General features: G+C 59.2%; 24 protein-coding genes. 9 read left to right on the forward strand and 15 right to left on the reverse strand.

Going from position 1 to position 22191, the window contains the following annotated elements:
* Window positions 1–117 precede the first annotated feature (117 nt).
* The 5 genes from Q1V60_RS06635 to minC form a co-directional block, all read right to left on the reverse strand.
* On the reverse strand, window positions 118–1407 hold the full coding sequence (locus Q1V60_RS06635; RefSeq protein ID WP_300628564.1) for a M18 family aminopeptidase: 1290 nt from the start codon (window positions 1405–1407) through the stop codon (window positions 118–120).
* 173 nt (window positions 1408–1580) lie between these two features.
* A complete protein-coding gene (locus Q1V60_RS06640) occupies window positions 1581–2216 on the reverse strand; it encodes an RluA family pseudouridine synthase (protein ID WP_027603908.1) in 636 nt (211 codons plus the stop codon).
* A 201-nt stretch (window positions 2217–2417) separates the two neighbouring features.
* On the reverse strand, window positions 2418–2672 hold the full coding sequence (gene minE, locus Q1V60_RS06645) for a cell division topological specificity factor MinE (RefSeq protein ID WP_003175252.1): 255 nt from the start codon (window positions 2670–2672) through the stop codon (window positions 2418–2420).
* Window positions 2673–2675: 3 nt separating this feature from the next.
* Window positions 2676–3488, reverse strand: a complete 813-nt coding sequence (minD, locus tag Q1V60_RS06650) for a septum site-determining protein MinD (protein ID WP_300628574.1) — start codon at window positions 3486–3488, stop codon at window positions 2676–2678.
* A gap of 201 nt (window positions 3489–3689) precedes the next feature.
* Window positions 3690–4427, reverse strand: coding sequence for a septum site-determining protein MinC (gene minC, locus Q1V60_RS06655; protein WP_300628575.1), 738 nt, complete (start codon window positions 4425–4427; stop codon window positions 3690–3692).
* 119 nt (window positions 4428–4546) lie between these two features.
* Here minC and Q1V60_RS06660 point away from each other — a divergent pair, with 119 nt between their 5' ends.
* Both Q1V60_RS06660 and Q1V60_RS06665 read left to right on the forward strand, forming a co-directional pair.
* Entirely contained in the window at window positions 4547–5482 is a 936-nt protein-coding gene (locus tag Q1V60_RS06660; protein WP_300628577.1) for a lipid A biosynthesis lauroyl acyltransferase, read from the forward strand.
* Between the two features lie 29 nt (window positions 5483–5511).
* Complete coding sequence (locus Q1V60_RS06665) at window positions 5512–6642, forward strand: patatin-like phospholipase family protein (RefSeq protein ID WP_300628579.1); 1131 nt, start codon at window positions 5512–5514, stop codon at window positions 6640–6642.
* Window positions 6643–6688: 46 nt separating this feature from the next.
* Here Q1V60_RS06665 and Q1V60_RS06670 read toward each other — a convergent pair whose 3' ends face one another.
* From Q1V60_RS06670 to puuE, 8 genes are all read right to left on the reverse strand, one after another.
* Complete coding sequence (locus Q1V60_RS06670; RefSeq protein WP_300628581.1) at window positions 6689–7474, reverse strand: outer membrane protein OmpK; 786 nt, start codon at window positions 7472–7474, stop codon at window positions 6689–6691.
* A gap of 23 nt (window positions 7475–7497) precedes the next feature.
* Window positions 7498–7866, reverse strand: coding sequence for a hypothetical protein (locus tag Q1V60_RS06675; RefSeq protein WP_300628584.1), 369 nt, complete (start codon window positions 7864–7866; stop codon window positions 7498–7500).
* A 50-nt stretch (window positions 7867–7916) separates the two neighbouring features.
* Window positions 7917–9263: a nucleobase:cation symporter-2 family protein gene (locus tag Q1V60_RS06680; RefSeq protein ID WP_300628586.1), complete on the reverse strand. Its 1347-nt coding sequence runs from the start codon at window positions 9261–9263 to the stop codon at window positions 7917–7919.
* 107 nt (window positions 9264–9370) lie between these two features.
* Window positions 9371–10654, reverse strand: coding sequence for a urate hydroxylase PuuD (locus Q1V60_RS06685; RefSeq protein WP_300628589.1), 1284 nt, complete (start codon window positions 10652–10654; stop codon window positions 9371–9373).
* A gap of 51 nt (window positions 10655–10705) precedes the next feature.
* Complete coding sequence (locus tag Q1V60_RS06690; protein ID WP_005789953.1) at window positions 10706–11209, reverse strand: ureidoglycolate lyase; 504 nt, start codon at window positions 11207–11209, stop codon at window positions 10706–10708.
* A 142-nt stretch (window positions 11210–11351) separates the two neighbouring features.
* Window positions 11352–12347 carry an allantoicase gene (alc, locus tag Q1V60_RS06695; RefSeq protein WP_300628595.1) on the reverse strand — a complete coding sequence of 332 codons (996 nt, stop codon included), beginning with the start codon at window positions 12345–12347 and terminating at the stop codon, window positions 11352–11354.
* Window positions 12348–12388: 41 nt separating this feature from the next.
* Window positions 12389–12904: a 2-oxo-4-hydroxy-4-carboxy-5-ureidoimidazoline decarboxylase gene (uraD, locus tag Q1V60_RS06700; RefSeq protein WP_300628597.1), complete on the reverse strand. Its 516-nt coding sequence runs from the start codon at window positions 12902–12904 to the stop codon at window positions 12389–12391.
* Window positions 12901–13827, reverse strand: coding sequence for an allantoinase PuuE (gene puuE, locus Q1V60_RS06705; protein ID WP_300628599.1), 927 nt, complete (start codon window positions 13825–13827; stop codon window positions 12901–12903). The genes uraD and puuE overlap by 4 nt, the downstream gene beginning before the upstream one ends.
* A gap of 410 nt (window positions 13828–14237) precedes the next feature.
* Between puuE and uraH the strand changes: the two genes are divergently transcribed.
* Window positions 14238–14621, forward strand: coding sequence for a hydroxyisourate hydrolase (gene uraH / locus Q1V60_RS06710; protein ID WP_300628643.1), 384 nt, complete (start codon window positions 14238–14240; stop codon window positions 14619–14621).
* Between the two features lie 162 nt (window positions 14622–14783).
* Here uraH and Q1V60_RS06715 read toward each other — a convergent pair whose 3' ends face one another.
* Together Q1V60_RS06715 and Q1V60_RS06720 are read right to left on the reverse strand one after the other, a co-directional pair.
* Complete coding sequence (locus tag Q1V60_RS06715) at window positions 14784–15422, reverse strand: LysE family translocator (RefSeq protein WP_300628601.1); 639 nt, start codon at window positions 15420–15422, stop codon at window positions 14784–14786.
* A 65-nt stretch (window positions 15423–15487) separates the two neighbouring features.
* Window positions 15488–16834: an NCS2 family permease gene (locus Q1V60_RS06720; protein WP_300628602.1), complete on the reverse strand. Its 1347-nt coding sequence runs from the start codon at window positions 16832–16834 to the stop codon at window positions 15488–15490.
* A gap of 309 nt (window positions 16835–17143) precedes the next feature.
* Here Q1V60_RS06720 and Q1V60_RS06725 point away from each other — a divergent pair, with 309 nt between their 5' ends.
* From Q1V60_RS06725 to Q1V60_RS06750, 6 genes are all read left to right on the forward strand, one after another.
* Window positions 17144–17746, forward strand: coding sequence for a glutathione S-transferase family protein (locus Q1V60_RS06725; protein ID WP_300628604.1), 603 nt, complete (start codon window positions 17144–17146; stop codon window positions 17744–17746).
* Window positions 17747–17956: 210 nt separating this feature from the next.
* On the forward strand, window positions 17957–18916 hold the full coding sequence (locus Q1V60_RS06730) for a 3-oxoacyl-[acyl-carrier-protein] synthase III C-terminal domain-containing protein (RefSeq protein WP_300628606.1): 960 nt from the start codon (window positions 17957–17959) through the stop codon (window positions 18914–18916).
* Entirely contained in the window at window positions 18891–19151 is a 261-nt protein-coding gene (locus Q1V60_RS06735) for a phosphopantetheine-binding protein (RefSeq protein ID WP_300628608.1), read from the forward strand. Before Q1V60_RS06730 ends, Q1V60_RS06735 begins: the two co-directional genes overlap by 26 nt.
* Window positions 19144–19788, forward strand: coding sequence for a hypothetical protein (locus tag Q1V60_RS06740; protein WP_300628610.1), 645 nt, complete (start codon window positions 19144–19146; stop codon window positions 19786–19788). The genes Q1V60_RS06735 and Q1V60_RS06740 overlap by 8 nt, the downstream gene beginning before the upstream one ends.
* Window positions 19785–21137 (forward strand): MATE family efflux transporter, encoded by a 1353-nt coding sequence (locus Q1V60_RS06745; protein ID WP_300628613.1) that lies wholly within the window; start codon window positions 19785–19787, stop codon window positions 21135–21137. Before Q1V60_RS06740 ends, Q1V60_RS06745 begins: the two co-directional genes overlap by 4 nt.
* Complete coding sequence (locus Q1V60_RS06750; protein WP_300628616.1) at window positions 21127–22182, forward strand: alpha/beta hydrolase; 1056 nt, start codon at window positions 21127–21129, stop codon at window positions 22180–22182. The genes Q1V60_RS06745 and Q1V60_RS06750 overlap by 11 nt, the downstream gene beginning before the upstream one ends.
* Window positions 22183–22191: the final 9 nt, after the last annotated feature.

Consider the following 22191-nt stretch of genomic DNA (forward strand, 5'->3'; position numbering starts at 1 on the left):
CGAGGGAGCTTGCTCGCGCCGGGCTGCGAAGCGGCCCCAGAAAATGGGACAGCTACGCAGTCCAGCGGGCGCAAGCTCCCTCGCCACGGTAAAGCGTTGCTTCTTGACTGACTGGCATCAGGGCAGGTCGCGACTCGCATAGAACGCACCCAACACCTTCACCAGATGCGCCAGGTCATGGCTGCCACACAGTTCACGAATCGAATGCATGGCAAACGTCGGCAGGCCGATATCCACAGTGCGTACACCCAAGTGGCTGGCGGTGATCGGCCCAATCGTCGAGCCACAGCCCATGTCACTGCGCACCACGAAGCTCTGCACCGGCACTTCCTGGGCCATGCACAGGTGGCGGAAGAACCCGGCGGTTTCGCTGTTGGTGGCGTAGCGCTGGTTGCTGTTGACCTTGATCACCGGGCCGGCATTGAGCTTGGGACCGTGATTGGCGTCGTGTTTCTCGGCGTAGTTGGGGTGCACGCCATGGGCGTTGTCGGCAGACACCAGCAGGGATTTCTGAATGGTGCGTACGAATTCTTCGCCTTCCGGCAGCAGACGGCGCAGGGTCTGCTCCAGCATCGGGCCATCGGCGCCGCAGGCCGAGCAGGAGCCGACTTCTTCGTGGTCGTTGCACACCAGCACGCAGGTTTCGTCGGTGTCGCTGGTGAGCAGAGCCTGCAACCCGGCGTAGCACGACAGCAGGTTGTCCAGCCGCGCACCGGCGATGAAGTCGCCATTAAGGCCAATCACCGCAGCGTTTTGGGTATCGTAGAAGCTCAGCTCGTAGTCAAGCACCACGTCGGCATTGAGCCCATGCTCGCGAGCCAATTGTTCGGTGAGCACGGCGCGAAAGTCCACGCGCTCGTCGCCGGCAAACTGCGCGAGGATCGGCGGCAGTTCAGTCTGGGCGTTGATCGCCCAGCCCTGGTTGGCTTCACGGTTCAGGTGAATGGCCAGGTTGGGAATAATGGCGATCGGCAGCTTGAAGTCGATCAACTGGCTTTCGACCTTGCCATCGCGACGGAACGTGACGCGGCCGGCCAGGGACAAGTCGCGGTCGAACCACGGGGCCAGCAATGCGCCGCCGTAGACTTCCACGCCCAACTGCCAGAAACCCTGACGTTGCAGCTCGGGCTGCGGCTTGACCCGCAGACACGGGCTGTCGGTGTGGGCGCCGACCATACGGATGCCGTCCTGCAGCGGCGAGTGACGGCCCAGTTTGAAGGCGATGATCGAGGAGTCGTTACGGGTCACGTAATAGCGACCGTTGGCTTCGGTGGTCCAGGTGTCACGCTCGTCGAGACGCTGGTAACCGGCCGCTTCCAGGCGCTGGGCCAGGGCGGCAGTGGCATGGAAAGGAGTAGGGGAGGCCTTGAGGAAGTCGATCAGGCCTTGATTCAACGCTTCGCGCATAAATAGCTCCAGACAGCAGTGTGTGGAGTTTACCGTTCGATGGCGTGGCGTGCACAGAACAAATGTGGGCGCGGGCTTGCTCGCGAATGCGGTGTGTCAGTCACTGAATGTGTTAACTGATCCAACGTATTCGCGAGCAAGCCCGCTCCCACATGTTGACCCCATTGCCGGCTTCAGAACGGCGCGGGGCACTCGAAGCGTAGCCGCTCGCCGCTTTGCGGATGGGTGAAGCTCAACATGCTTGCATGCAGGCATAACCGTGGCCAGGCGGCGAGGGCTTGTTCGTGGGCATACAGGCCGTCACCCAACAGCGGGTGGCCGATGGAGAGCATGTGCACGCGCAACTGGTGCGAGCGCCCGGTGATGGGCGTCAGTTCGACGCGGCACCAGTCGCCGCAACGCTCCAGTACTTTCCAGAACGTCAGCGCGTGCTTGCCGAACTCGTGATCCACCACATGGCGTGGCTTGGTCGGCGGGTCATAGCGCAAGGGCAGGTCGATGCTGCCGCTGTCCAGTTCCGGCTGGCCCCAAGCCAATGCGGTGTAGGCCTTTTCTGTTTCGCGGTCGTGAAACTGACGGGACAGTTCGCGGTGGGTATCGGCGTCCCGTGCCAGCAGGATGATCCCTGAGGTCTCCCAGTCCAGTCGATGGACGATGCGGGCTTCGGGGTAGCCGTTTTCCTGCAGTCGGGTGATCAGGCAATCCTTGTTGTCATCGGCGCGGCCGGGCACCGAGAGCAGCAGGGTCGGCTTGTTCACCACCAGGACGGCGTCGTCCTGATGCAGGATATGGATAGTGGACAACGGCATTAAACAGCCTCGTAACAAACGCCAACGGCGGCTCCGCTACGATCCCCCGCCTCCTGTAGGAGCGAGCTTGCTCGCGAACAACCTGAAGGCGCCGCGTTCAGTCTGAATGAACGCGGTGTTCTTGGGTTCTTCGCGAGCAAGCTCGCTCCTGCAGGTGCAGTGAGCCGGGTAACGGAGCCGCCGTGGCGGCCGCCTGTTCGATCAACGATCAGGCAGGGTGATATTGAGTTCCAGAATCGAGCAGCTGCCGTCATTTTCCAGGGCGACATGCACATCATCGTTGCCGATATTGACGTACTTGCGGATCACCTCGACCAGTTCCTTCTGCAAGGCTGGCAGGTAGTCCGGTGTGCTGCGTTGGCCGCGTTCGTGCGCCACGATGATCTGTAGACGCTCTTTCGCGACCGACGCGGTGCTTGGCTTTTTGTTGGCGCGAAAGAAGTCGAGAAATTTCATTGTTTAGTTGCCTCCAAAGATACGCTCGAAGAATCCCTTCTTCTTGACATCGAGGAAGCGGTGTTCCACGGTCTTGCCCAGCAAGCGATCGACTGCATCGCTGTACGCCTGGCCGGCGTCGCTCTGGTCGTCGAGAATCACTGGCACGCCCTGGTTGGACGCTTTCAGGACGGCCTGGGATTCCGGGATCACACCCAGCAGGGTTACCGCGAGGATATCCTTGACGTCTTCAACGCCGAGCATTTCGCCGTTGTTGACGCGCTCAGGGTTGTAGCGGGTCAGCAGCAGGTGTTCCTTGATCGGGTCCTGGCCTTCTTCGGCGCGCTTGGACTTGCTGGCCAGCAGGCCGAGCATACGGTCGGAGTCACGTACCGAGGATACTTCCGGGTTGGTCACCACGATGGCTTCATCGGCAAAGTACATCGCCAGGTGAGCACCGGTTTCGATACCGGCCGGGGAATCGCACACCACGTATTCGAAGGTTTCTTTCAGTTCGGCGAGGACTTTGCCTACGCCTTCTTTGGTCAGCGCGTCTTTGTCACGGGTCTGGCTGGCGGCCAGCACATACAGGTTCTCAAGGCGCTTGTCCTTGATCAGGGCCTGTTGCAGGTTGGCTTCGCCGTTCACCACGTTGACGAAGTCATATACCACGCGGCGCTCGCAGCCCATGATCAGGTCGAGGTTACGCAAACCGACGTCGAAGTCGACGATGACTGTCTTGTGGCCGCGCAGAGCGAGGCCGGTACCGATAGCGGCGCTGGTGGTGGTCTTACCCACACCACCCTTGCCGGATGTAACCACGAGAATCTTGGCCAAGGTGTTTCACCCCTAAGGAAAAAGGACTTTCGGTCCCTGAAAAACATCTCTTGAAACTCGCTGCAGGCGGACAGCCTGTGTAGGGGAAAGCCAGGGTTCCCCCAGGGGAAACACCACGCTTTCAAATAGTCCTACGCAAGTATTGCCGGTTTCGCTTTGCTATCAGAGTCTAGAGATGCTTGGAAAATGCGGCAGTATCCGTTAAAGACGAATGATGTTCAACACGTCGCCCGACAGGTTGACCTGTACCGAAGCCCCCCACAGCGGATCACGGCGCAAATCTTCGGAAACCTTGTACTGACCCGCGATGGAAACCAGCTCGGCGGTCAACTGCTGGCAGAAAATACGTGCCTTGGTATCACCCTTGATGCCGGCCAGGGCACGACCGCGCATCGGGCCGTATACATGGATATTACCGTCGGCGAGAAGTTCCGCGCCGGGGCTGACCGAGGAGACCACCACAAGGTCGCCGCCCTGGGCGTAAATCTGCTGCCCGCCGCGTACGGGCGAGGTGATGATCCGGGTAGGCCTGATCGTCGGTTCAGGTGGTTTTTCCGGTTTTTTCTTCTCTTCACCGACCAATGGTTCGAGCGGACGCTCGCGGGCACCGGACGGCGGCAATACTGGCAGTTCAATGGCGATGGCCGCGGCGATGTCTTCGATACGGCTGGCGCGAATCGCCAGGGTACGCAGGCCATGGGAGCGGCATACGCGCATCAGCCCGGGCAGGTCGACGGCGCCCTGGCCGGCCGGCAGTTTGTCCAGGGCCAGCACCAGCGGCGCATTGTTGAAGAAATTCGGCGCCAGGGCGACCTTGGCGGCCAGTTGGCGGTCGAGGGCGTCGAGGTCATTGCGGGCCAATTCCAGCACGGTAATGGCGAGCATGCTGCCTTTCAGCTGGAACACGGGATCTTGGTCTAGCGGTTCGGTTTGGCTCATGGTCGGCAAAAACGGCTTGTCACGAAAAGTGTCGAGACTTATAGCGAGAACACTCACCCGCCGCAAGCCGAGTCGAACCGTTGTAGAATGCGCGGCCCTTGTCTTTACCGGAATCTGTAATGGATCGCCCGCGTTTTCGAGCTGTATTTCTTCACCCGCGTTTTTGGCCGTTATGGCTGGGGCTGGGCCTGCTGTGGCTGGTCACCCAACTGCCGTACCGCGTGCTGCTGACCATTGGTCGCCTGCTGGGCGCGGGCATGTACCGCGTGGCCGGTGAGCGTCGCCGTATTGCGGCACGCAACCTTGAACTGTGCTTTGCGGAAAAGTCCGCCGAAGCGCGCAAACGCCTGCTCAAGGAAAATTTCGCCTCCACCGGTATCGCCTTCTTCGAGATGGCCATGAGCTGGTGGTGGCCCAAGCCGCGTCTGGCACGCCTGGCCCATGTCGAGGGCCTGGAGCATCTCAGGCAGGCGCATCTGGAAGGCAAGGGCGTCATTCTGATGGCGCTGCATTTCACCACGCTTGAAATCGGCGCCGCCCTGCTCGGGCAAAAGCACACCATCGATGGCATGTACCGCGAGCACGGCAACCCACTGTTCGACTTTATCCAGCGCCGTGGTCGCGAGCGCCACAACCTCGATTCCCTGGCGGTGGAGCGCGACGACGTGCGCGGCATGCTCAAGCTGCTGCGCGCCGGCCGTGCGATCTGGTACGCACCGGACCAGGACTACGGCGCCAAGCAGAGTATTTTCGTGCCGCTGTTCGGCATCCAGGCCGCGACCGTCACGGCCACCAGCAAGTTCGCGCGCCTGGGCAAAGCCTTGGTGGTGCCGTTCACCCAGGAGCGCCTGGCCGATGGCAGCGGCTACCGTCTGGTGATTCACGCGCCGTTGACTGATTTCCCCGGTGAGACTGACGAAGCCGACTGCCTGCGCATCAACCAATGGGTCGAAGCCTCGGTTCGCGCCTGCCCCGAGCAATACCTGTGGACCCATCGCCGCTTCAAGAGCCGGCCACCGGGCGAACCCAAGCTGTACGAAAAACGCCGTCGATAAGACTCACCTTTCCCACATGGAGTGACGCAATGCGCCCAGCTGAACCGGTCACAGGCTTGATTCTTTCCGGCGGCGGGGCGCGAGCGGCGTATCAGGTGGGGGTGTTGGCGGCGATTGCCGAGTTGCTGCCGCCGGGGGCGCCCAATCCCTTTCCGGTGATCGTCGGCACATCGGCCGGGGCGATCAATGCGGTGACCCTGGCCAGTGGCGCGACGGACTTTACCGCCGCCATCCAGCGGCTCACCGCCTTCTGGCAAGGCTTTCGCAGCCATCTGGTGCTGCGCAGCGACTGGCCCGGTGTGATCCGCCAGGCGAGTCGCTTCCTCATTCACAGCCTGTTGGGCCTTGGCAGGCAGTTTCCGGTGGCGTTGCTCGACAGCTCACCGCTGCGCGATTTGCTGCAGGACAAACTGCATCTGGCAGGCATCGACGAAGCCATCCGGCACAAGCATCTGCACGCCGTGGCGGTCACCGCTTTCGGCTACGAGTCCGGGCAGGCGGTGACCTTTTATCAAAGCGGCGCGACCATCGACCCCTGGCTGCGCCATCGGCGGATTGGCGTGCCGACTCAACTCACGGTCGACCACCTGCTCGCCAGTTCGGCGATTCCCTTGCTGTTCGCCCCGGTGAAACTTGACCAGGAATATTTCGGCGACGGCGCCGTTCGCCAATCGGCCCCGATCAGCCCGGCCCTGCACTTGGGCGCGAGTCGCGTGCTGGTGGTGGGCGTCAGCGGTAACCCGCGAGGCAACGAACCCTCGATGCCGCGCACCTATACCGGCCAGGAACCGACGCTGGCGCAGATCGGCGGGCACATGCTCAACAGCACGTTCATTGACAGCCTGGAAAGCGACATCGAATTGCTGGAACGCTTGAACCAATTCAGCCATGTCTCGCCCGGCGTGGCGGCAGTGGATGTACTGGTGATCGCGCCCAGCCAGCCGATCGACGAAATCGCGGCACGGCATCGGCAGGAATTGCCAGCGGCGTTGCGCTTGTTTTTGCGTGGGCCCGGGGCGACCAAGACCAGCGGGGCAGGGGTGTTGAGTTACTTGCTGTTCGAGGCGGGCTATTGCAGCGAGCTGATCGAGTTGGGCCGCAAGGATGCGTTGGCCAAGCGTGAGGAATTGTCCAGGTTTCTTGGGTTGACGCTGAGCTGATGTGGGAGCGAGCAAGCCCGCTCCCACAGGGCGATTGCAGTGTTTATCAGAAGTGGTACTTGACCAAAAAGCTCGCGGTGTCCTGAGTGGTCTTGAACGCCCCCGAGTCTTCAATGCCGTACTTGTTCTTCCAGTAGTCGTATTCAAAACCCACATACAACTGTTTGTCGCCCCAATGCAGCGCCTTGCCCAGGTCATATTTGACCTGCGGGTTGAAGTGCAGGTTGGCGTGATAGGTGCCGCGGGCGTTCTTGTCGTTATCGACCACCCAGTCCATGAAGCCGTCGATCAACACGTCGGAGTTGCCCACGGGGAGGGTGTACGACCATACCGGCGTGATCTGCCACACGCCGTCACCCGGGCGGTTGCCTTCGGTCTGGCGCTGGTAGAAATTCAACTGGAAGTAATCGAAACCCGGAATATTCAAGTCAAACGCCGGGCCCAGCAGGTACGACTCGTTATCGCCTTCGCCGAACTCGTAAGTGAAGGCCAGCAATACATCTTTGATCGGGCCGAATGATAAGTCTTTGTCCAGAATCTTGCCGAACGACAAACGTGGGCTGAACTCACCGTAGTAAGTATTCCGACCGACGTTGCCATCTTCCTTGCCGTTGTAAAAGATACGGTCGAGGAAGAAGAAGTTGTCGCCGTACTTCCACGCGTCGGCATGTTCGAACGTGACGGTTTGTTGGATCTGCGGGTTAACGGTAAAGCTTTTGCCCCACAGATACGTCAGGCTGTTGTTCTGCCACTGCAGCAAATCGCCCGCGACTGCTTGGCCACCCGCCAGCAGGGATCCCGCCAGCGCCAGGCTGTTGAACATAGGTTTCATTCGGTTGCTCCCGAGTCAAAGTTTTAGAGTTGTTCTTCTACGCAGGCGCTCTGGTGTGGCGCCTTTTGGTTCGCTGCAAAAATCGTCTGTTTGGTCAGCTTTAGTGCTTTTAGCAAGAGCTGCGCCAAGGTCTTCAAAAAGCCAATAAAAGGCGTTCGGCTGCATTTGATGCAGTCGGAGCCGGAGGTTTTTTGTATACGTTGGCCGCAGACACGTGGCCAGGATAAGTTGGCCCTGCAGTCAGCTTTTACATTTGCTGTTTTTTTTTGAGTCGATTCGAGCGGGCGCGGAGAATACTGGCTCTCGGGCCGTGGCTCAAGTGCGCTGTAAAGGCGCGCGTGGGGCGAGAATGGGGCGCGGCTTGTGGCCGGCCCCAGGTGAAGGGTGTGCATGGGCGTGTTTCCTGTTCGTCAGTATTTTTGTTGTTGTTTCAACGAAGGAATCAATGCGTATGGGCGACGGCGGGGCGTTCGGAGCCTCCCAGGATGTTGAACAGAATGTTCAGCGACAAGGCGCTGAGGGTGGCCATGGCGATGCCACTGTGGGTTATCGGGCTCATCCACAATGGCAATTGCGCGAAGAACTCCGGGCGCACCACTGGGATCAGGCCCATGCCGATGCTCACGGCCACCAGCAACTGGTTGCGCCGGTCGGCGATGTCGGCTTCCTGCAGGATCTTGATGCCGGTCGCTGCCACCATGCCGAACATGGCGATCGCCGCCCCGCCTAGCACCGCCGGTGGAATCGAGGCCACCAGGTAGGCCGCCTTGGGCAACAGGCTCAGTACAATCAGAAATGCCCCGGCCATCATCGTCACTGAGCGGCAGCGCACGCCGGTCATCTGCACCAGGCCGATATTCTGCGCGAACGAGGAGTGGGTGAAGGTATTGAAGAACCCGGCAAAGAATGACGCGCCGGCATCACACAGCAAGCCGCGCCGCAGCATCTTCGGCGTGACTTCCTGGTCGGTGATCTTGCCCAGGGCCAGGAACATGCCGGTGGATTCGACAAAGATGATCACCACCACCAGGCACATCGACAGGATCGGCGCGAGCTCGAACCTGGGCATGCCAAAGTGCAGCGGCGTCACCACTTGCAGCCAGGGCGCCTGGGCCAGGCCGCTGAGGTCGACCATGCCGAGCGTGCCGCACAAGCCGTAGCCCAGCGCCATGCCGATCAATACCGAGATGTTCACCCAGAAGCCGCGCATGAAGCGGTTGATCAGCAGGATAGTGGCCAGCACCAGCGCAGCGACCGCCAGGTACACCGGCGAGCCGAACGTGGCCGCGGTACTGCCGCCACCGGCCCAGTTCACGGCCACTGGAAACAGCGAAAGGCCGATGGCGGTGATCACGGTACCGGTCACCAGCGGCGGGAAAAAACGTACGACCTTGGACATGAACGGCGCGATGAGCATGCCGAAGAACCCGGCGGCGATGGTCGCACCGAAGATCCCTTGCAAGCCGATACCGGGCATGCCGGCCATGGCGACCATGCTGCCGACGGCGGCGAAACTGGCCCCCATCATCACCGGCATGCGAATGCCCACCGGGCCGATGCCGAATGACTGCACCAGCGTGGCGATGCCGGCGACCAGGAGGTCGGCGTTGATCAGGAAGGCGATTTCTTCACGGCTCAGCCCTGCGGCCTGGCCAATGATCAGGGGCACGGCGACAGCGCCGCCGTACATCAGCAAGACGTGTTGCAGGCCTACCAGAATCAATTGCAAGAGGGGCAGCCGCACCATGGCTGGCGCGGAAGGAATCTGCGGTTCGACTAACTCGGTCATGCAACACCTCGGATCTTTTTATTGTTGTGTTGTTTGGAGCGCAATCGTCATGGCAATGCAAATCCCCTGTGGGAGCCCGCTCCCACAGTTGGATCTGCGTCAGCCTGTCAGTGGGTGCGCGCCCCCTGGCTGACCCAGGTGCCGATCAAATCCCGTTCCTGCTGGGTCATCTGGGTGATGTTGCCCAGGGGCATGATCTGGCTGGCCACGGCTTGCGCTTGAATGCGCGCCGCCTGTTGCTGGATCTGCTCCGGCGTGTCGAACATCACCCCGGCCGGCGCGGTGCTGAACAGCGGGCTGGTGGGCTTGGCCGAATGGCACACGGTGCAGCGTTGTTCGATCACGCTGTGTACCTGGCCAAAGTCGGTGCCGGCCTGGGCCGGTGCCGGTTCGGCCGCGGGCGCGGCAGGCGCAGCCGGTTTCCGGCCGCCACCCAGGGCGGTTTCCGGCAACGGCTGGTACTCGATCGCCGCAGGTGCCTTGGCCACTTCCGGCGCCGGTTTGGGTCCGGTCACATACGCCAGGCTGATCATCGCCAGCGCGCCCACCGGCAAGGTCCATGCATACTTCTGGCTGTTATGCCGAGTGTTGAAGTAGTGCCGTACCAACACCGCCGCCACGGCGATCCCGGCCAGGATCAACCAGTTGTACTGGCTGCCATAGGTGCTCGGGAAGTGGTTGCTGATCATGATGAACAGCACCGGCAGGGTGAAGTAGTTGTTGTGCCGTGAGCGCAGCAAACCCTTGGCCGGCAGCGCCGGGTCCGGCGTGCGGTTCTCGGCGATGGCCGCCACCAGTGCGCGCTGGGCAGGCATGATGATACGGAACACGTTGCCGACCATGATCGTACCGATCACCGCACCCACATGCAGGTAGGCGCCACGGCCGCTGAACACCTTGCTGAAGCCGTAAGCCGCCGCAATCAACAGCACGAACAGGATCAAGCCGAGCAGGGCAGGGCGCTTGCCCAGGGCCGAGTCGCAGAGGAAGGAGTAGATGAACCAGCCGGCGAACAGCGAGCCGATGCCCAGCAATACGCCTTCGGTGCCGCTGAGGCTGCTGCCGGGAGCCAGCAGGTACAAGGTCGGATTCCAGTAGAACACCACGCACAGCAGCGCGACGCCCGACATCCAGGTGAAATAGGCTTCCCATTTGAACCAGTGCAGGTTGTCCGGCATGGTCGGCGGGGCCAGTTTGTATTTTTCCAGGTGGTAGATGCCGCCACCGTGGATCGCCCATAAGTCACCGGCCAGGCCGTTTTTGGGGTTGACGCGGTTAAGGTTGTTTTCCAGCCAGACAAAGTAGAAAGAAGCGCCGATCCAGGCGACGCCAGTGATCATATGAACCCAGCGCACGCTCAGGTTCAGCCATTCCAACAGATGTGCTTCCACAGTCTTTACCTCTCGCCTGTCACCCTTGTTGTCGGGTGATCCGGCCTTCTCTTATTGGTGGGGGGCGAGGATCAAACGCTCATCCTCTTTGAAAAAATGCTCATCGCAGTTATTGCCTGTGCCACTGCGATCAACCACCAGGAAGTCATCCCGCTTTTCGATCGTCAGCACCGGGTGGTGCCAGACGCCGCGATGGTAATTGATGCCCTGCCTGCCGTTGGTGACGAAGGCGCGGACCAAGCCTGATACAGGTGCATCGCCAAGTGGCGCGACCACGATCAGAAAAGGGTTGCCGAGCAGCGGTATGAAGGCCTGGCTGCCCAGCGGGTGTCGTTCCAGCATGCATACGGTCAGCGGCATGTCCTGCGCGTCGGCGCGGAAGATGCTGATGATGGCGTGGTCTTCCGGCTGCGCGGTTTCGACCGTTGCCAGTTTGTGAAAGCGCATGGTCGACCCGTTGTTGATCATGAAGTGATCGCTGCCATCGGTTTCGATAACGTCTCCGAAAGGGGCGAAGGCTTCTTTGGTCAGGGGTTCGATCATCAGTGTGCGCATGGCTGTCTTCTTATCCGAATGCTGTGTTGTTTGCTTTTGTGGCGAGGGAGCTTGCTCGCGCTGGGCTGCGCAGCAGTCCCATCTTTTGGGTCCGCTACGCGAACCAGCGGGAGCAAGCTTCCTCGCCACAGGGGTTCATCGTTTACCTGGCGACCTTGCCCAGTACCCGCAGGCGACTCACACCACCGTCCGGGAACACATTCAGGCGGATGTGGGTGATCGGCCCCAGCGCCTTGATCTGCTCGGCGAAGGTGTGTTCGGCGTGCATTTCCAGTTTCTGTGCCGGCAGCAGTTCACGCCAGAACAGCGACTGGGTTTCGATCTGGCTGTCGGTGCCGCCCTTGACGAACGCGCCCTGGATCGAGCACGTGTCCGGGTAGTTGCCCTTGAAGTGCAGGGTGTCGACGATGATCTTCTCGATCTCGCCAGGGTGGCCCAGCGCGACGATTACCCAGTCATTGCCCGGCGTGCGGCGACGTGCGGTTTCCCAGCCGTCGCCCATGTTGATGCCACGGCCCGGGTTGAGAATGTTGCTCATGCGCCCGAAGTGTTCATCGGAGCAGGCCAGGGCCCGGCCGCCATTGAGTGCGGCAGCCAGGTCGACCTGTTCGTTGTCGCCCACCGCCGACCAGTCGCGGAACGGCACGCCGTACACGCGCAGACGCGCCACGCCGCCGTCCGGGTAGATGTTGAACCGCAGGTGGCTGAACGCTTGCGCGTTATTGATCTCGTGGTAGTGGTGGTTGTTGCCTTGCAGCTCGACGGCCGACAGCACTTCCACCCACTGGGTGTTTTCGTCAGGCTCGCCCGTGGCCAGGAAGCAGGCTTCCAGCGATGCGGACGGCGGGTAGTTGCCGGTGAAGAATGAAGTGTCGATGTCCACGCCTTTGATCGAGCCCGGCACGCCGAGGCGGATTACCGCGCTGTCGTAGCCTTCGAAGCGCTTGCGGCGTGACTCCCAGCCGTCCATCCACTTGCCGTTGTCATCGAAAACGCCCTCCTTCCATACGGCCGGGGTCGGCTGAAACAGGCGGTTGGCGTCGGCGAACCAGTCATCGGTCACCGAGATGATCTTGGTGCCCAGGCGGGCGTCGGCGAGGTTGACGAACTTTTCGAAAGGTACGGCGTAAGCTTTCATTCTTCTTGTCTGCCTTGGATAGAGTGGCTGGGGATGGTCGTTTAGAGGGTCAGTAAGCGGAACAACGCGATCTTGTTGATCTCGGCCAGCGCGCAGTTGAATTCGGCTTCAGCCGAGTTGTGAATGCGCGTTTCGAACGCTGCCAGGATCTGATGCCGGTTGCTGCCTTTTACCGCCATGATGAAGGGAAACTTGAACTTGGCTTTGTAGGCCTCGTTCAGCTCGGTGAAGCGAGAAAACTCTTCGGCCGTGCATTGGTGAATCCCCGCGCCAGCTTGCTCATCGGTGCTGGCTTGGGTCAGTTGGCCCTGGACGGCAGCTTTGCCGGCCAAGTCCGGGTGAGCATTGATCAGCGCCAGTTGGCTTGCATGATCAGCACTCAACAGGATATCGCTCATGCGCTGGTGCAGGGTTTCGATCTGGTCGATCGACGCGTCCTGGCCCAGGTCGAAGGCCTTTTCGGCCACCCACGGCGAGTGTTCATAGATATCGGCGAAGGCGGCGACGAATTCATCGCGGCTCAGGCTCGAGGGTGTGAGGGTCTGGAATGCAGTCATTTTGCCGCTCCCGTGCAGGGGTGAGTTTCGTGCCAGTGACGGGCAATGTCGACGCGGCGGGTGAACCACACCTGTTCATGGCTTTTGGCGTATTCAATAAAACGCTTCAGCGAAGCCAGGCGCGCCGGACGGCCGATCAGGCGGCAATGCAGACCGATGGAAAGCATCTTCGGCGCCTCAGCCCCTTCGGCATACAGCACGTCAAAGGCGTCCTTGAGGTACTCGAAAAAGTCGTCGCCCTTGTTGAAACCCTGCACCTGGGTGAAGCGCATGTCGTTGGTGTCCAGGGTGTAAGGGATCACCAGGTGCGGCTTGCCGTTGGGCGTGTTGGGTTCCCAGTAGGGCAGGTCGTCGTCATAGGTGTCGCAGTCGTACAGGAAGCCACCTTCCTCCATTACCAGCCGCCGCGTGTTGGGGCCGGTGCGGCCGGTGTACCAGCCCAGCGGGCGCTCACCGGTCAGCTCGGTAAGGATGCGAATCGCTTCGAGCATATGCTCGCGTTCCTGGGCCTCGTCCATGTACTGGTAGTCGATCCAGCGGTAGCCGTGGCTGCAGATTTCGTGGCCGGCGTCGACCATGGCGCGGATCACATCCGGATGGCGCTGGGCGGCCATGGCCACGGCGAAGATGGTCAGCGGGATATCGAATTCTTTGAACAACTTGAGGATGCGCCACACCCCGGCACGGCTGCCGTATTCGTACAGCGACTCCATGCTCATGTTGCGCACGCCTTGCAGCGGTTGGGCCGAGACCATCTCAGAAAGAAAAGCTTCGGATTCCTTGTCGCCATGCAAGACGTTCCGCTCGCCGCCTTCTTCGTAGTTGAGTACGAACGACAGCGCAATGCGTGCCTTGCCCGGCCAGTGGGGGTGAGGAGGGTTACTGCCGTAACCGATCAGGTCGCGTGGGTAGTCAGCGCTCACTGCAGTCTTCCTTCTTGTTCGTGGTAGCAAGTGTGTGTGGCGGCCGGGCAGTGGAAAGACTGAGTGGCGTCACAGCGATGAGTGATTGTATACAACTTATCGCGAACTTTGTAAGCCTGCATTTCTGCCTTTTTTCTGCAGATCGCTTCAAAAGGTCGCTGCAAGAAACTTGCCTAACTGGTCAGCTAAACACAAAAAAATCCACTGCAGGAGCGAGCTTGTTCGCGAAAAGCCTGAGCGCACCACTTTTCTACCTGAGAATCCGCGTTATCGTTGAAGTTTTTCGCGAGCAAGCTCGCGCCTACAGGGGGTCAAGGTTATGTTGAATTTATTGTGTACAATTTTTTTGAAAAATGTCTTAATCAGCCCTCGCCGGCTTTTTCGATGCTCTGAAAGAGTGCGGGTTCTTTATTACTGACTTCGGGAGGCACGAAGACGCCATGGGACGCTTGACCACACATGTTTTGGACGCCGCACACGGCTGCCCCGGCAGCGCAATCAAGGTTGAGCTGTATCGCGTCGAAGGCGCGCAGCTTGAGCGGGTCGCCAGCGTGCTGACCAACAGCGACGGCCGCTGCGACGCGCCGCTGCTGCAAGGCGATGAATACCGCAGCGGCGTGTACCAGCTGCAATTCAGCGCCGGTGATTACTACCGCGCCCGTGGCGTGCAATTGCCCGAACCCGCGTTCCTCGACGTAGTGGTGTTGCGCTTCGGCATCAATGCCGAACAAGACCACTACCACGTGCCCTTGCTGATTTCGCCTTACAGCTATTCCACTTATCGCGGTAGCTGAGCGTCACCTCGCTTCACACCCCCAAATGCTCTTCGTTGGTTTCGCCCGCGCACACTGCGGGCTTTTTTTCGCCTGCGGGCCGCCTCAGAAAAGCGCTTGGAGCGAACGATGCCCGGCATCCAATGGCCCGGTACGGCAAGCCCGAGCCAAGCGTTTACTTGGTCAGATTGAACCCCTGGCGTTGATGAGTGCCACCGCACCGGCGCCGCCGAACAGTGCGGCGCTGATGCGGTTGAACCAGTTCTGGCCCGACCCGCTGCGCAAATACTGCGCAGCGCCATGGGCACCCAGGCCGTAAGCCAACTTGCACAGCAGATCGAGCACTGTCCACGTGGCGATCATAATCAGCAGCTGCGGCAGGAACGGTTGCTGGCTGCTGAGAAACTGCGGCAGAAACGCGGCGAAGAACAGGATGTCTTTGGGATTGCTGGCGCCCAGTACAAAAGCCCGGCCAAACAATGCGCGAAAACGCGGCACCGGTGCCGCCTGCGGAACGTCGGCGCCGTGGGCGGGCAGGCGTGACTGCTGCCAGCTCTGCCAGGCGAGGTAAAACAGGTACAGCGCGCCGACAATCTTCAAGGCGCTGAATAATTGCTCGGAGGCCAGCAACAGCGCGCCCAGGCCCAGGGCGGAGGCGCTCAGCAGGCAGATCGACGCAAACACCCCGCCGAGAAACGCCGGGTAAGAGCGGCGCAGGCCGTAGTTAAGGCTGTTGCTGATCATCAGCAGAGACAGCGGGCCGGGAATCAGGATCACTACCAGCGCGGCGCCACTGAACAGCAGCCAGGTTTCCAGGTTCATCTACGTTTCTCCCTTCATGCAAAAGCCCCACCCGAAGGTGAGGCGGTTATTCAGCCGTTCCCGAACTACAGGAAGATGAACTTGGCGATGAAAATCGCGCACAGCACCCACAGGCTGATGGAAATCTCGCGGTACTTGCCGGTGCCGGCCTTTAACGCCACATAGGTGATAAATCCCAGGGCGATCCCGTCGGCGACCGAAAACGTCAACGGCATCATGATCGCGGTAACGATTGCCGGAATGCTGTCGGTGGCCTCATCCCAATTGATATGGGCCATGCTCGCCATCATCAGCATTGCCACGTAAATCAATGCGCCGGCGGTGGCATAGGCGGGAATCATGCCGGCCAGCGGGGCGAAGAACATCGCCGCCACGAACAGCACGCCCACGGTGACGGCGGTCAACCCGGTACGGCCACCGGCCGCCACGCCCGCGGCGCTTTCCACATAGCTCGTCACTGGCGGTACGCCGACCATGGCGCCGAATACACTCGAAGCGCTGTCTGCCTTCAAGGCGCGGGACAGGTTGTCGATCTTGCCGTCTGCATTCACCAGCCCGGCACGTTGGGCAACGCCCATCAGTGTACCGGCGGTATCAAACATGTGTACAAAAAGAAAGGCAAACACCACGCTGATCATGCTCACATTGAACACACCCATCACGTCCATCGCCATCCAGGTCGGCGCCAGGCTCGGTGGCGTGGAGAGAATGCCGTTGTAATGCACCAGGCCCAGGCCCCAGCCGGCCAGCGTCACGGCGATGATGCTGATAAGAATCGCCCCGAACACGCGGTGATAGCTGAGGATGGCGATCAGCAGGAAACACACCGCCGCCAGCAACGGCGCGGGTTCGTGCAGCGAACCGAGCTTGATCAGCGTGGCCGGGCTGTCGACGATGATGCCGGCGGTTTTCAGACCGATCACCCCGAGGAACAAGCCCACACCGGCGCCCATGGCATGGCGCAGGCTGACCGGAATACTGTTGAGCAGCCATTCGCGGATGCGCGACAGGGTAAGAAACATGAACAGCACACCCGAGATAAACACAGCACCAAGCGCGGTTTCCCAGTTGTAGCCCATGGTGCCGACCACGGTGTAGGTAAAAAACGCGTTCAGGCCCATGCCCGGCGCGAGCCCGACCGGCCAGTTGGCGTACAGGCCCATCAACAGGCAGCCCAGTGCGGCGGCAATGCACGTGGCGACGAAGGCCGCGCCGTGGTCGATACCGGCATCGGCCATGATGTTGGGGTTGACGAAGATGATGTAGGCCATGGTGATGAACGTCGTGAGGCCGGCGATCAGTTCGGTCTTCACTGTGGTGCCATGCAAGCGCAGTTTGAACAGGCGTTCCAGCCAGCCGCCTTGCGGCGCGGCGAGATCCAGCGTTGGGGCTTCGGTTTTGCGGCTATCCACAGCGAGTACTCCTCAATCGTTTTATTGTTATTTCCAGCGCCGGTCACATGAGTGGGCAACAGCGCTTTGAGGTACTGGCGGGCTTTGTTGACCAATAGGTCAGGAACTCGCACGAAGCGAATTATGCTTTTGTATACAAATAAAGCAAATAATGTTTTCGATTATCTTGGCGCAAGGGGATGAAAGGCGGCTTCCAGAGGCAAACGGGCGGATTTATTCTGCGCAACGTCTTGAAACAACCCGTGGTTACCCGCACTTTGTTGGCGCAAGCGTTCGGTCAGAGCGCGCCAAGCTGCATAAGGGGAGCTCATGTACAAGGTTTATGGCGATCACAGATCGGGCAACTGCTACAAGGTCAAATTGATGCTCAATCTCCTTGGCATCCCCTATGAATGGATCGATGTCGATATTCTCAAGGGTGACACCCAAACCGCCGAATTCCTGGCCAAGAACCCCAACGGCAAGATCCCGGTGCTGGAACTGGAAGACGGTACCTGCCTGTGGGAGTCCAACGCGATCCTCAACTTCCTCGCCGATGGCAGCGAGTTCCTGCCGAGCGAGCCGCGTTTGCGTACCCAGGTGTTGCAGTGGCAGTTCTTCGAGCAATACAGCCACGAGCCGTATATTGCGGTGGCGCGGTTCATCCAGTTTTATCTGAACATGCCGCAAGACCGGCTGGAGGAATACGAGAAACTGCACAAGGGTGGCTATAAAGCCCTGAAGGTCATGGAACGGCAGCTGCAGCTGACGCCCTATCTGGTAGGGGATCGCTTCTCGATTGCCGATGTGGCGCTGTACGCCTATACCCATGTGGCGCAAGAGGGTGGTTTTGATCTGGCTGGCTATCCAGGTGTACAGCCATGGTTGGCACGGGTGGCCGGCCATCCAAGGCATGTCCCGATGATGGGCTGACAGGCTGCATCGCGTCTGCGGGCGTTGGCGTGCTTGGCAACGCCGGCGCCGGCACCTGGCACGCCCTCCGAGCACTTGATGATTCCGTTTGTGGGACTTGTAAATGGGAAATCAGCGTTTTTAAGCAATTTGAGGCAAAAAGCACGATTCGTTTCTGGGACGATGTGGGTAATTTCTAGATGAACTAAAAATTACCCACGCGGGAACGTTATGCTGCCACTTAATTATTTATGCTGGTTGCCGGATCAAATTTCATTAAATCCACTAAACACCCTTGAACGGTCGCATGACTTGAAGTCGGGCGCGTGCAAGGTATTGCAACGTTATTATTTTCTGGAGGCGGTTGCGCTGTCGTCCAGCACACACGCCTATATGTTGGCGCAGACGTTGAGTTCGCTGATCACTGCAAATCCGCACTTGAAAACACTTAACGGGTGTTTGGCCTATGCCAAAACTCAGACACATAATACGTTCTTCGATAATGATTGGCTTCGGGACATCGCCCGTGGCTGTGGCATTGGTCATTGGGAAGTACTCAGCGTCAGCTTGAATCATTGTTCGTCGGCCTTGTCGGCCGTTCACTTGCTGAAAAACAGATTGATCAAGCGTGGCGAGCCGATGCTGCTATTGACGGGAGAGAAAGCCTTTCATAGCGCAATCAATCGACTCGATAACAGTGTGCTTGCCGAAGTGCCTGCGGTGATGCTGCTCAATGCGGGGCCCGCGCACTGGAACGTTACGCACACGGCTGTGAGGCACATGCCCGGCTTTTATGATAACCACCGCCAGCAGACACCGGCGCGCCGGCGCGAGTTGTATGCCTTGCTGGAACATGATTACTACGACTTTTATCTATATGTACTGAGCAAGTTCAATGTTCCGGCAGAGAGTATTGACGCCATCGTGCCGTGTAATCTGGACCTGCCGATGCTCAGGCGCGTGGTTGAGAAACTGCAATTCAAAGGCATTTTGTTTACCGAGCATATCGCCGAGTATGGGCATGCTTACTGTGCCGATATTCTATTTAATTTGGCCGCGCTGCTGAAGAAATTTACCGGGCAAAGAATACTCTGCCTGACCATGGGCATGGGCGTCACGCTTTCATGCGTTTTAATTGAAAGAAACCAAACCAGTGAGGTTTTACATGTCAGATCTTCTGTCGGCGATTAATAAGGCACTTAACGAGGTGATGGCTTCGGCGGTGACGGTCAGCCTGGAAACAGACTTCAATGAAGATCTGGACCTGGACTCGGTATTGTTCGTGCAGTTCTTGCTGACGCTTGAGGAAAAAGTACCGGGCTTAATGTTTGAGCCTGATCAGATCAGTCAGGATGCATTTACGTCAGTCGGTAAGTTGATCAGTTGGATCGAGCAGCACCTGCAAGTGGAGCGTTCCTATGGCTGACAGTCCGTTCAACCGGATTTATCAGCTGTTTGCGAGCAATGAGCCGGCCGAGGCGGTAAGGCAATTGCACCTTGAGTTGCCGCACCAGGCCCGGCGTGCGTTCAGTCAGGGTTACCAGCTTGTGCTCAATGAGCCAACGGCAACGACCAGCCAATCACCGCAGGCGGATCGGGTGCTTGCCTGTCTCGGCCTTGACCTGCAATGGCTGGGAGAAGAGCAGGTGATCGCCGTCGATGACAGCCAACTGGTGGTTTCTGTCGCCGCGCGCCTGGGACTGTTGATGCGCATGCTGGGCATGAGCTGGACGCATTTGTCCGCGCGCCGAAGCTTTGGCGTGAAAGCCACCCGGCACCAGTTGATCAAAGCCGAATTCGCGGACCTGAGCAGCCACTGCAGCCTGTTGCTGTTGCAGTGGGACATGCGGATCGCGGCGCAGGATTTCCACGACGCTGAAGACGACCATTGGCAGATTACGCAACTGACCAACAGAGCGGAAAAACTAATGGGCGGTCATGGCTATCTGCTGGGCGCAACCCACACGCTGTCTTATCTCTCGATGGTGATTTACAGCCTGTATGGCAAGACGACGGGACACTCTGGCTCGCCGCAGCGCAACAGCCCGGGGGTGGAGGTGTGAATACATCACCGGGCTTGGTTATGTCGCAACGCCAGGGGGCCGGTCGGGATATTGCGGACCTGTTGAAGCTCGCCTGGCCGATGATTGTGGTCGCGGTTGCGGTGTCTTTTTCGCAAAATATCCAGACCGCGATTTTGGGGCACGGCGCCGAGACAACCTCTATTTATTGGTTGTCGATGATTCAGCCGTTCAGTTTCCTGTTTCTGGCAATTCTCGAATGTTTGGCTATCAGCAATCAGGTGTTCAGTGCCAGGTCGGTGAACCTTTGGTCAAGGCAAAAAGTCTTGAGGGCGACTCTGCTTTTAGCCGTGTTGGGGATCGCTGTCATTGCCTTCGTGAGTGCGGCCATTGCGTTATCCGCGCCTTGGCTGGAGAAGGCGCTTCCCGTTGCTGGCGCACATTTTTATCAAGAAGCACTGCCTCTATATTTCCTTTCGATGCTGCCATTCGTTCAGTTGGAGATGTGCAACAGCGCCCTGCGAGGGCAGGGCAGAAGCGCAGCCAGCATGCTCCTGGTGATGGCCTTCATTGTTTTGAACGGCGCTATTTGCTATTCCAGCTACCACGTGTACGGTCTGGGTTTCTATTCCATTATCGTCGCCAACGCGCTGGCGTCCTGCCTGTTGATCCCCGTCGCCACATGGCTGGTCTGGCGCGTCGGTCGCCAGGCACATGACGATCGCCCCCACGCTTTCATTGCTCGGCTCAAAGGTCTGCTTGCGCAGGTTGGCTTGCCCATCTTCGCATCGTTCATCGTGGTCTTTTTCAGTTCGCTGCTGGTGTTTCCCTTGATTGGGAAAGTCGGTGAGCAGTACGTGGCCGCATTCCTGATCATCACCAAGATCAGAATGTTTATCGTGATTCCCGCCGTGGCCTGTGGTTCTGCCCTGGCGATCCTGATCAACCAGCGATTGACGGTCACCAGCGGTGAAGGGCTGAAGTGGCTTCTGCACCGTGGGTTAATGTTTATTGGAGGGCTCTATCTGGTGCTCACCGTCGCGGTGTATTTCAGTGAGAGTCGGTTGATCGGCTTGCTTTCCGGTGACGACGCGATCAGGGAAGCCAGCAGCCAGATGATGCTGATTCTATTGCCGACGTTCTTTCTAACCGCGTTTGTAGCGTCGTTGCAGGCATTGCTCGAGCAACTGGATCAGGCGCGGCGTGTGTTGATGCTGACGGTCATCATCGAGTTGCTGATGGTGATTGTTTTATGGGTAGGTTGGGAGCGCTTCTCCGGGGTCAAGTCGATCCTGGGTATCATCATTGTGTTCAGTGCGATCAACTTTCTGGCCTTCGCAAGTGAGTATTGGCGGCTCGCGAACAAGCTGGGGCGTGAGCATGTTCTTTAGTGTTATTTATCCACTGTTATTGATCGTTTCGCTGGTCCACCAGAACTACCTTCGTGTACTGGTGGTGATGCGTCGGCGGCCAACGCTGTTGATGAAAGCCAAGGTCCGGCCGACAACGCACTACGTTCGAGTGTGCCGCTCGATCAGGTTATTTGACCTGTATTCATTGGACATGATGTCGTCTTACCTGTCGGCATTGTATGCCATGCATTTGTTCGAAAAGACTCGGCCGTTGCCCTATAAAACCGCAGAGCTGATGTTGCTCAGGCAATGCCGGCAGGAAAACTTCACCTGGCGCCACGCGTTCGTCAACATGTTCATTTATCCTCAACCCGAGCCCCACGCAGAGAAAGTGCTGTTACTGCATGGCTGGGACGGTCGAAGCATCATGCTCAGGCATCTTGCCCAGCGGCTGCAGGCGAAAGGGTACAGCGTGTTTGCACCGGATTTGCCGGCACATGGCGCGTCGGCAGGCAGGAGCGTGTCTTTTTACGACCTCTCCAGGGCGGTGATTGATATCGAGCGGCAGTATGGTCCGTTTTCCGTGGTGGTCGGCCACTCATCCGGGGGGTTGGTAGGCTGCATGGCCGCCATGCAAGGACTGTACTTCAAGCGAATGATCCTGATCGGCAGTCCGTGCAGCTTGGGTGAGGTGGTGGATAATTATGTGCTCAGCCATAAACTGCCTGGCCACATCGCCGATGCCATGAAAAAACTGTATCAGCTGCGTTATGGTGTGCACCCCGACAAAGTCGGGCCGGAATTGATCGCGCACATAAAACAGCCGGTGCTGATCCTGCATGACAAAGGCGATATTAGTATTGGCCTGGAAGAGGCCATGGTGCTCAACCATGCGTTAGGCAAGAGCAGACTGATAGTGACGGAGGGCCAGGGACATAATGGCGCTTTGCGTGATGCCGCGGTGTTCAAACGTATCTCTGCTTTTCTGGAACCTACTGCGCAGGAGGACGGTTCTGCCATGGCCAAACCGGTCTTATTCCTGCGCCCCGCCATGGATCTGCGTTTCAAACGTTTGAAGCGGTAAGTCGCTGTC

This window comes from Pseudomonas sp. (assembly GCF_030147005.1).
Lineage (GTDB): Bacteria > Pseudomonadota > Gammaproteobacteria > Pseudomonadales > Pseudomonadaceae > Aquipseudomonas.

Excerpts from the sequence above, each read along its gene's own strand:
- uraD (WP_300628597.1), bottom strand. The coding sequence starts at position 12,904 with ATGACTGCATTCCAGACCCTCACACCCTCGAGCCTGAGCCGCGATGAA.
- Q1V60_RS06670 (WP_300628581.1), bottom strand. The coding sequence starts at position 7,474 with ATGAAACCTATGTTCAACAGCCTGGCGCTGGCGGGATCCCTGCTGGCG.
- minE (WP_003175252.1), bottom strand. The coding sequence starts at position 2,672 with ATGAAATTTCTCGACTTCTTTCGCGCCAACAAAAAGCCAAGCACCGCG.
- Q1V60_RS06730 (WP_300628606.1), top strand. The coding sequence starts at position 17,957 with ATGCTGCCACTTAATTATTTATGCTGGTTGCCGGATCAAATTTCATTA.
- Q1V60_RS06675 (WP_300628584.1), bottom strand. The coding sequence starts at position 7,866 with ATGCACACCCTTCACCTGGGGCCGGCCACAAGCCGCGCCCCATTCTCG.
- Q1V60_RS06740 (WP_300628610.1), top strand. The coding sequence starts at position 19,144 with ATGGCTGACAGTCCGTTCAACCGGATTTATCAGCTGTTTGCGAGCAAT.
- Q1V60_RS06715 (WP_300628601.1), bottom strand. The coding sequence starts at position 15,422 with ATGAACCTGGAAACCTGGCTGCTGTTCAGTGGCGCCGCGCTGGTAGTG.
- Q1V60_RS06750 (WP_300628616.1), top strand. The coding sequence starts at position 21,127 with ATGTTCTTTAGTGTTATTTATCCACTGTTATTGATCGTTTCGCTGGTC.
- Q1V60_RS06660 (WP_300628577.1), top strand. The coding sequence starts at position 4,547 with ATGGATCGCCCGCGTTTTCGAGCTGTATTTCTTCACCCGCGTTTTTGG.
- alc (WP_300628595.1), bottom strand. The coding sequence starts at position 12,347 with ATGAAAGCTTACGCCGTACCTTTCGAAAAGTTCGTCAACCTCGCCGAC.
- Q1V60_RS06735 (WP_300628608.1), top strand. The coding sequence starts at position 18,891 with ATGTCAGATCTTCTGTCGGCGATTAATAAGGCACTTAACGAGGTGATG.
- Q1V60_RS06665 (WP_300628579.1), top strand. The coding sequence starts at position 5,512 with ATGCGCCCAGCTGAACCGGTCACAGGCTTGATTCTTTCCGGCGGCGGG.
- Q1V60_RS06725 (WP_300628604.1), top strand. The coding sequence starts at position 17,144 with ATGTACAAGGTTTATGGCGATCACAGATCGGGCAACTGCTACAAGGTC.
- Q1V60_RS06635 (WP_300628564.1), bottom strand. The coding sequence starts at position 1,407 with ATGCGCGAAGCGTTGAATCAAGGCCTGATCGACTTCCTCAAGGCCTCC.
- minC (WP_300628575.1), bottom strand. The coding sequence starts at position 4,427 with ATGAGCCAAACCGAACCGCTAGACCAAGATCCCGTGTTCCAGCTGAAA.
- Q1V60_RS06690 (WP_005789953.1), bottom strand. The coding sequence starts at position 11,209 with ATGCGCACACTGATGATCGAACCCCTGACCAAAGAAGCCTTCGCCCCT.
- Q1V60_RS06680 (WP_300628586.1), bottom strand. The coding sequence starts at position 9,263 with ATGACCGAGTTAGTCGAACCGCAGATTCCTTCCGCGCCAGCCATGGTG.
- Q1V60_RS06640 (WP_027603908.1), bottom strand. The coding sequence starts at position 2,216 with ATGCCGTTGTCCACTATCCATATCCTGCATCAGGACGACGCCGTCCTG.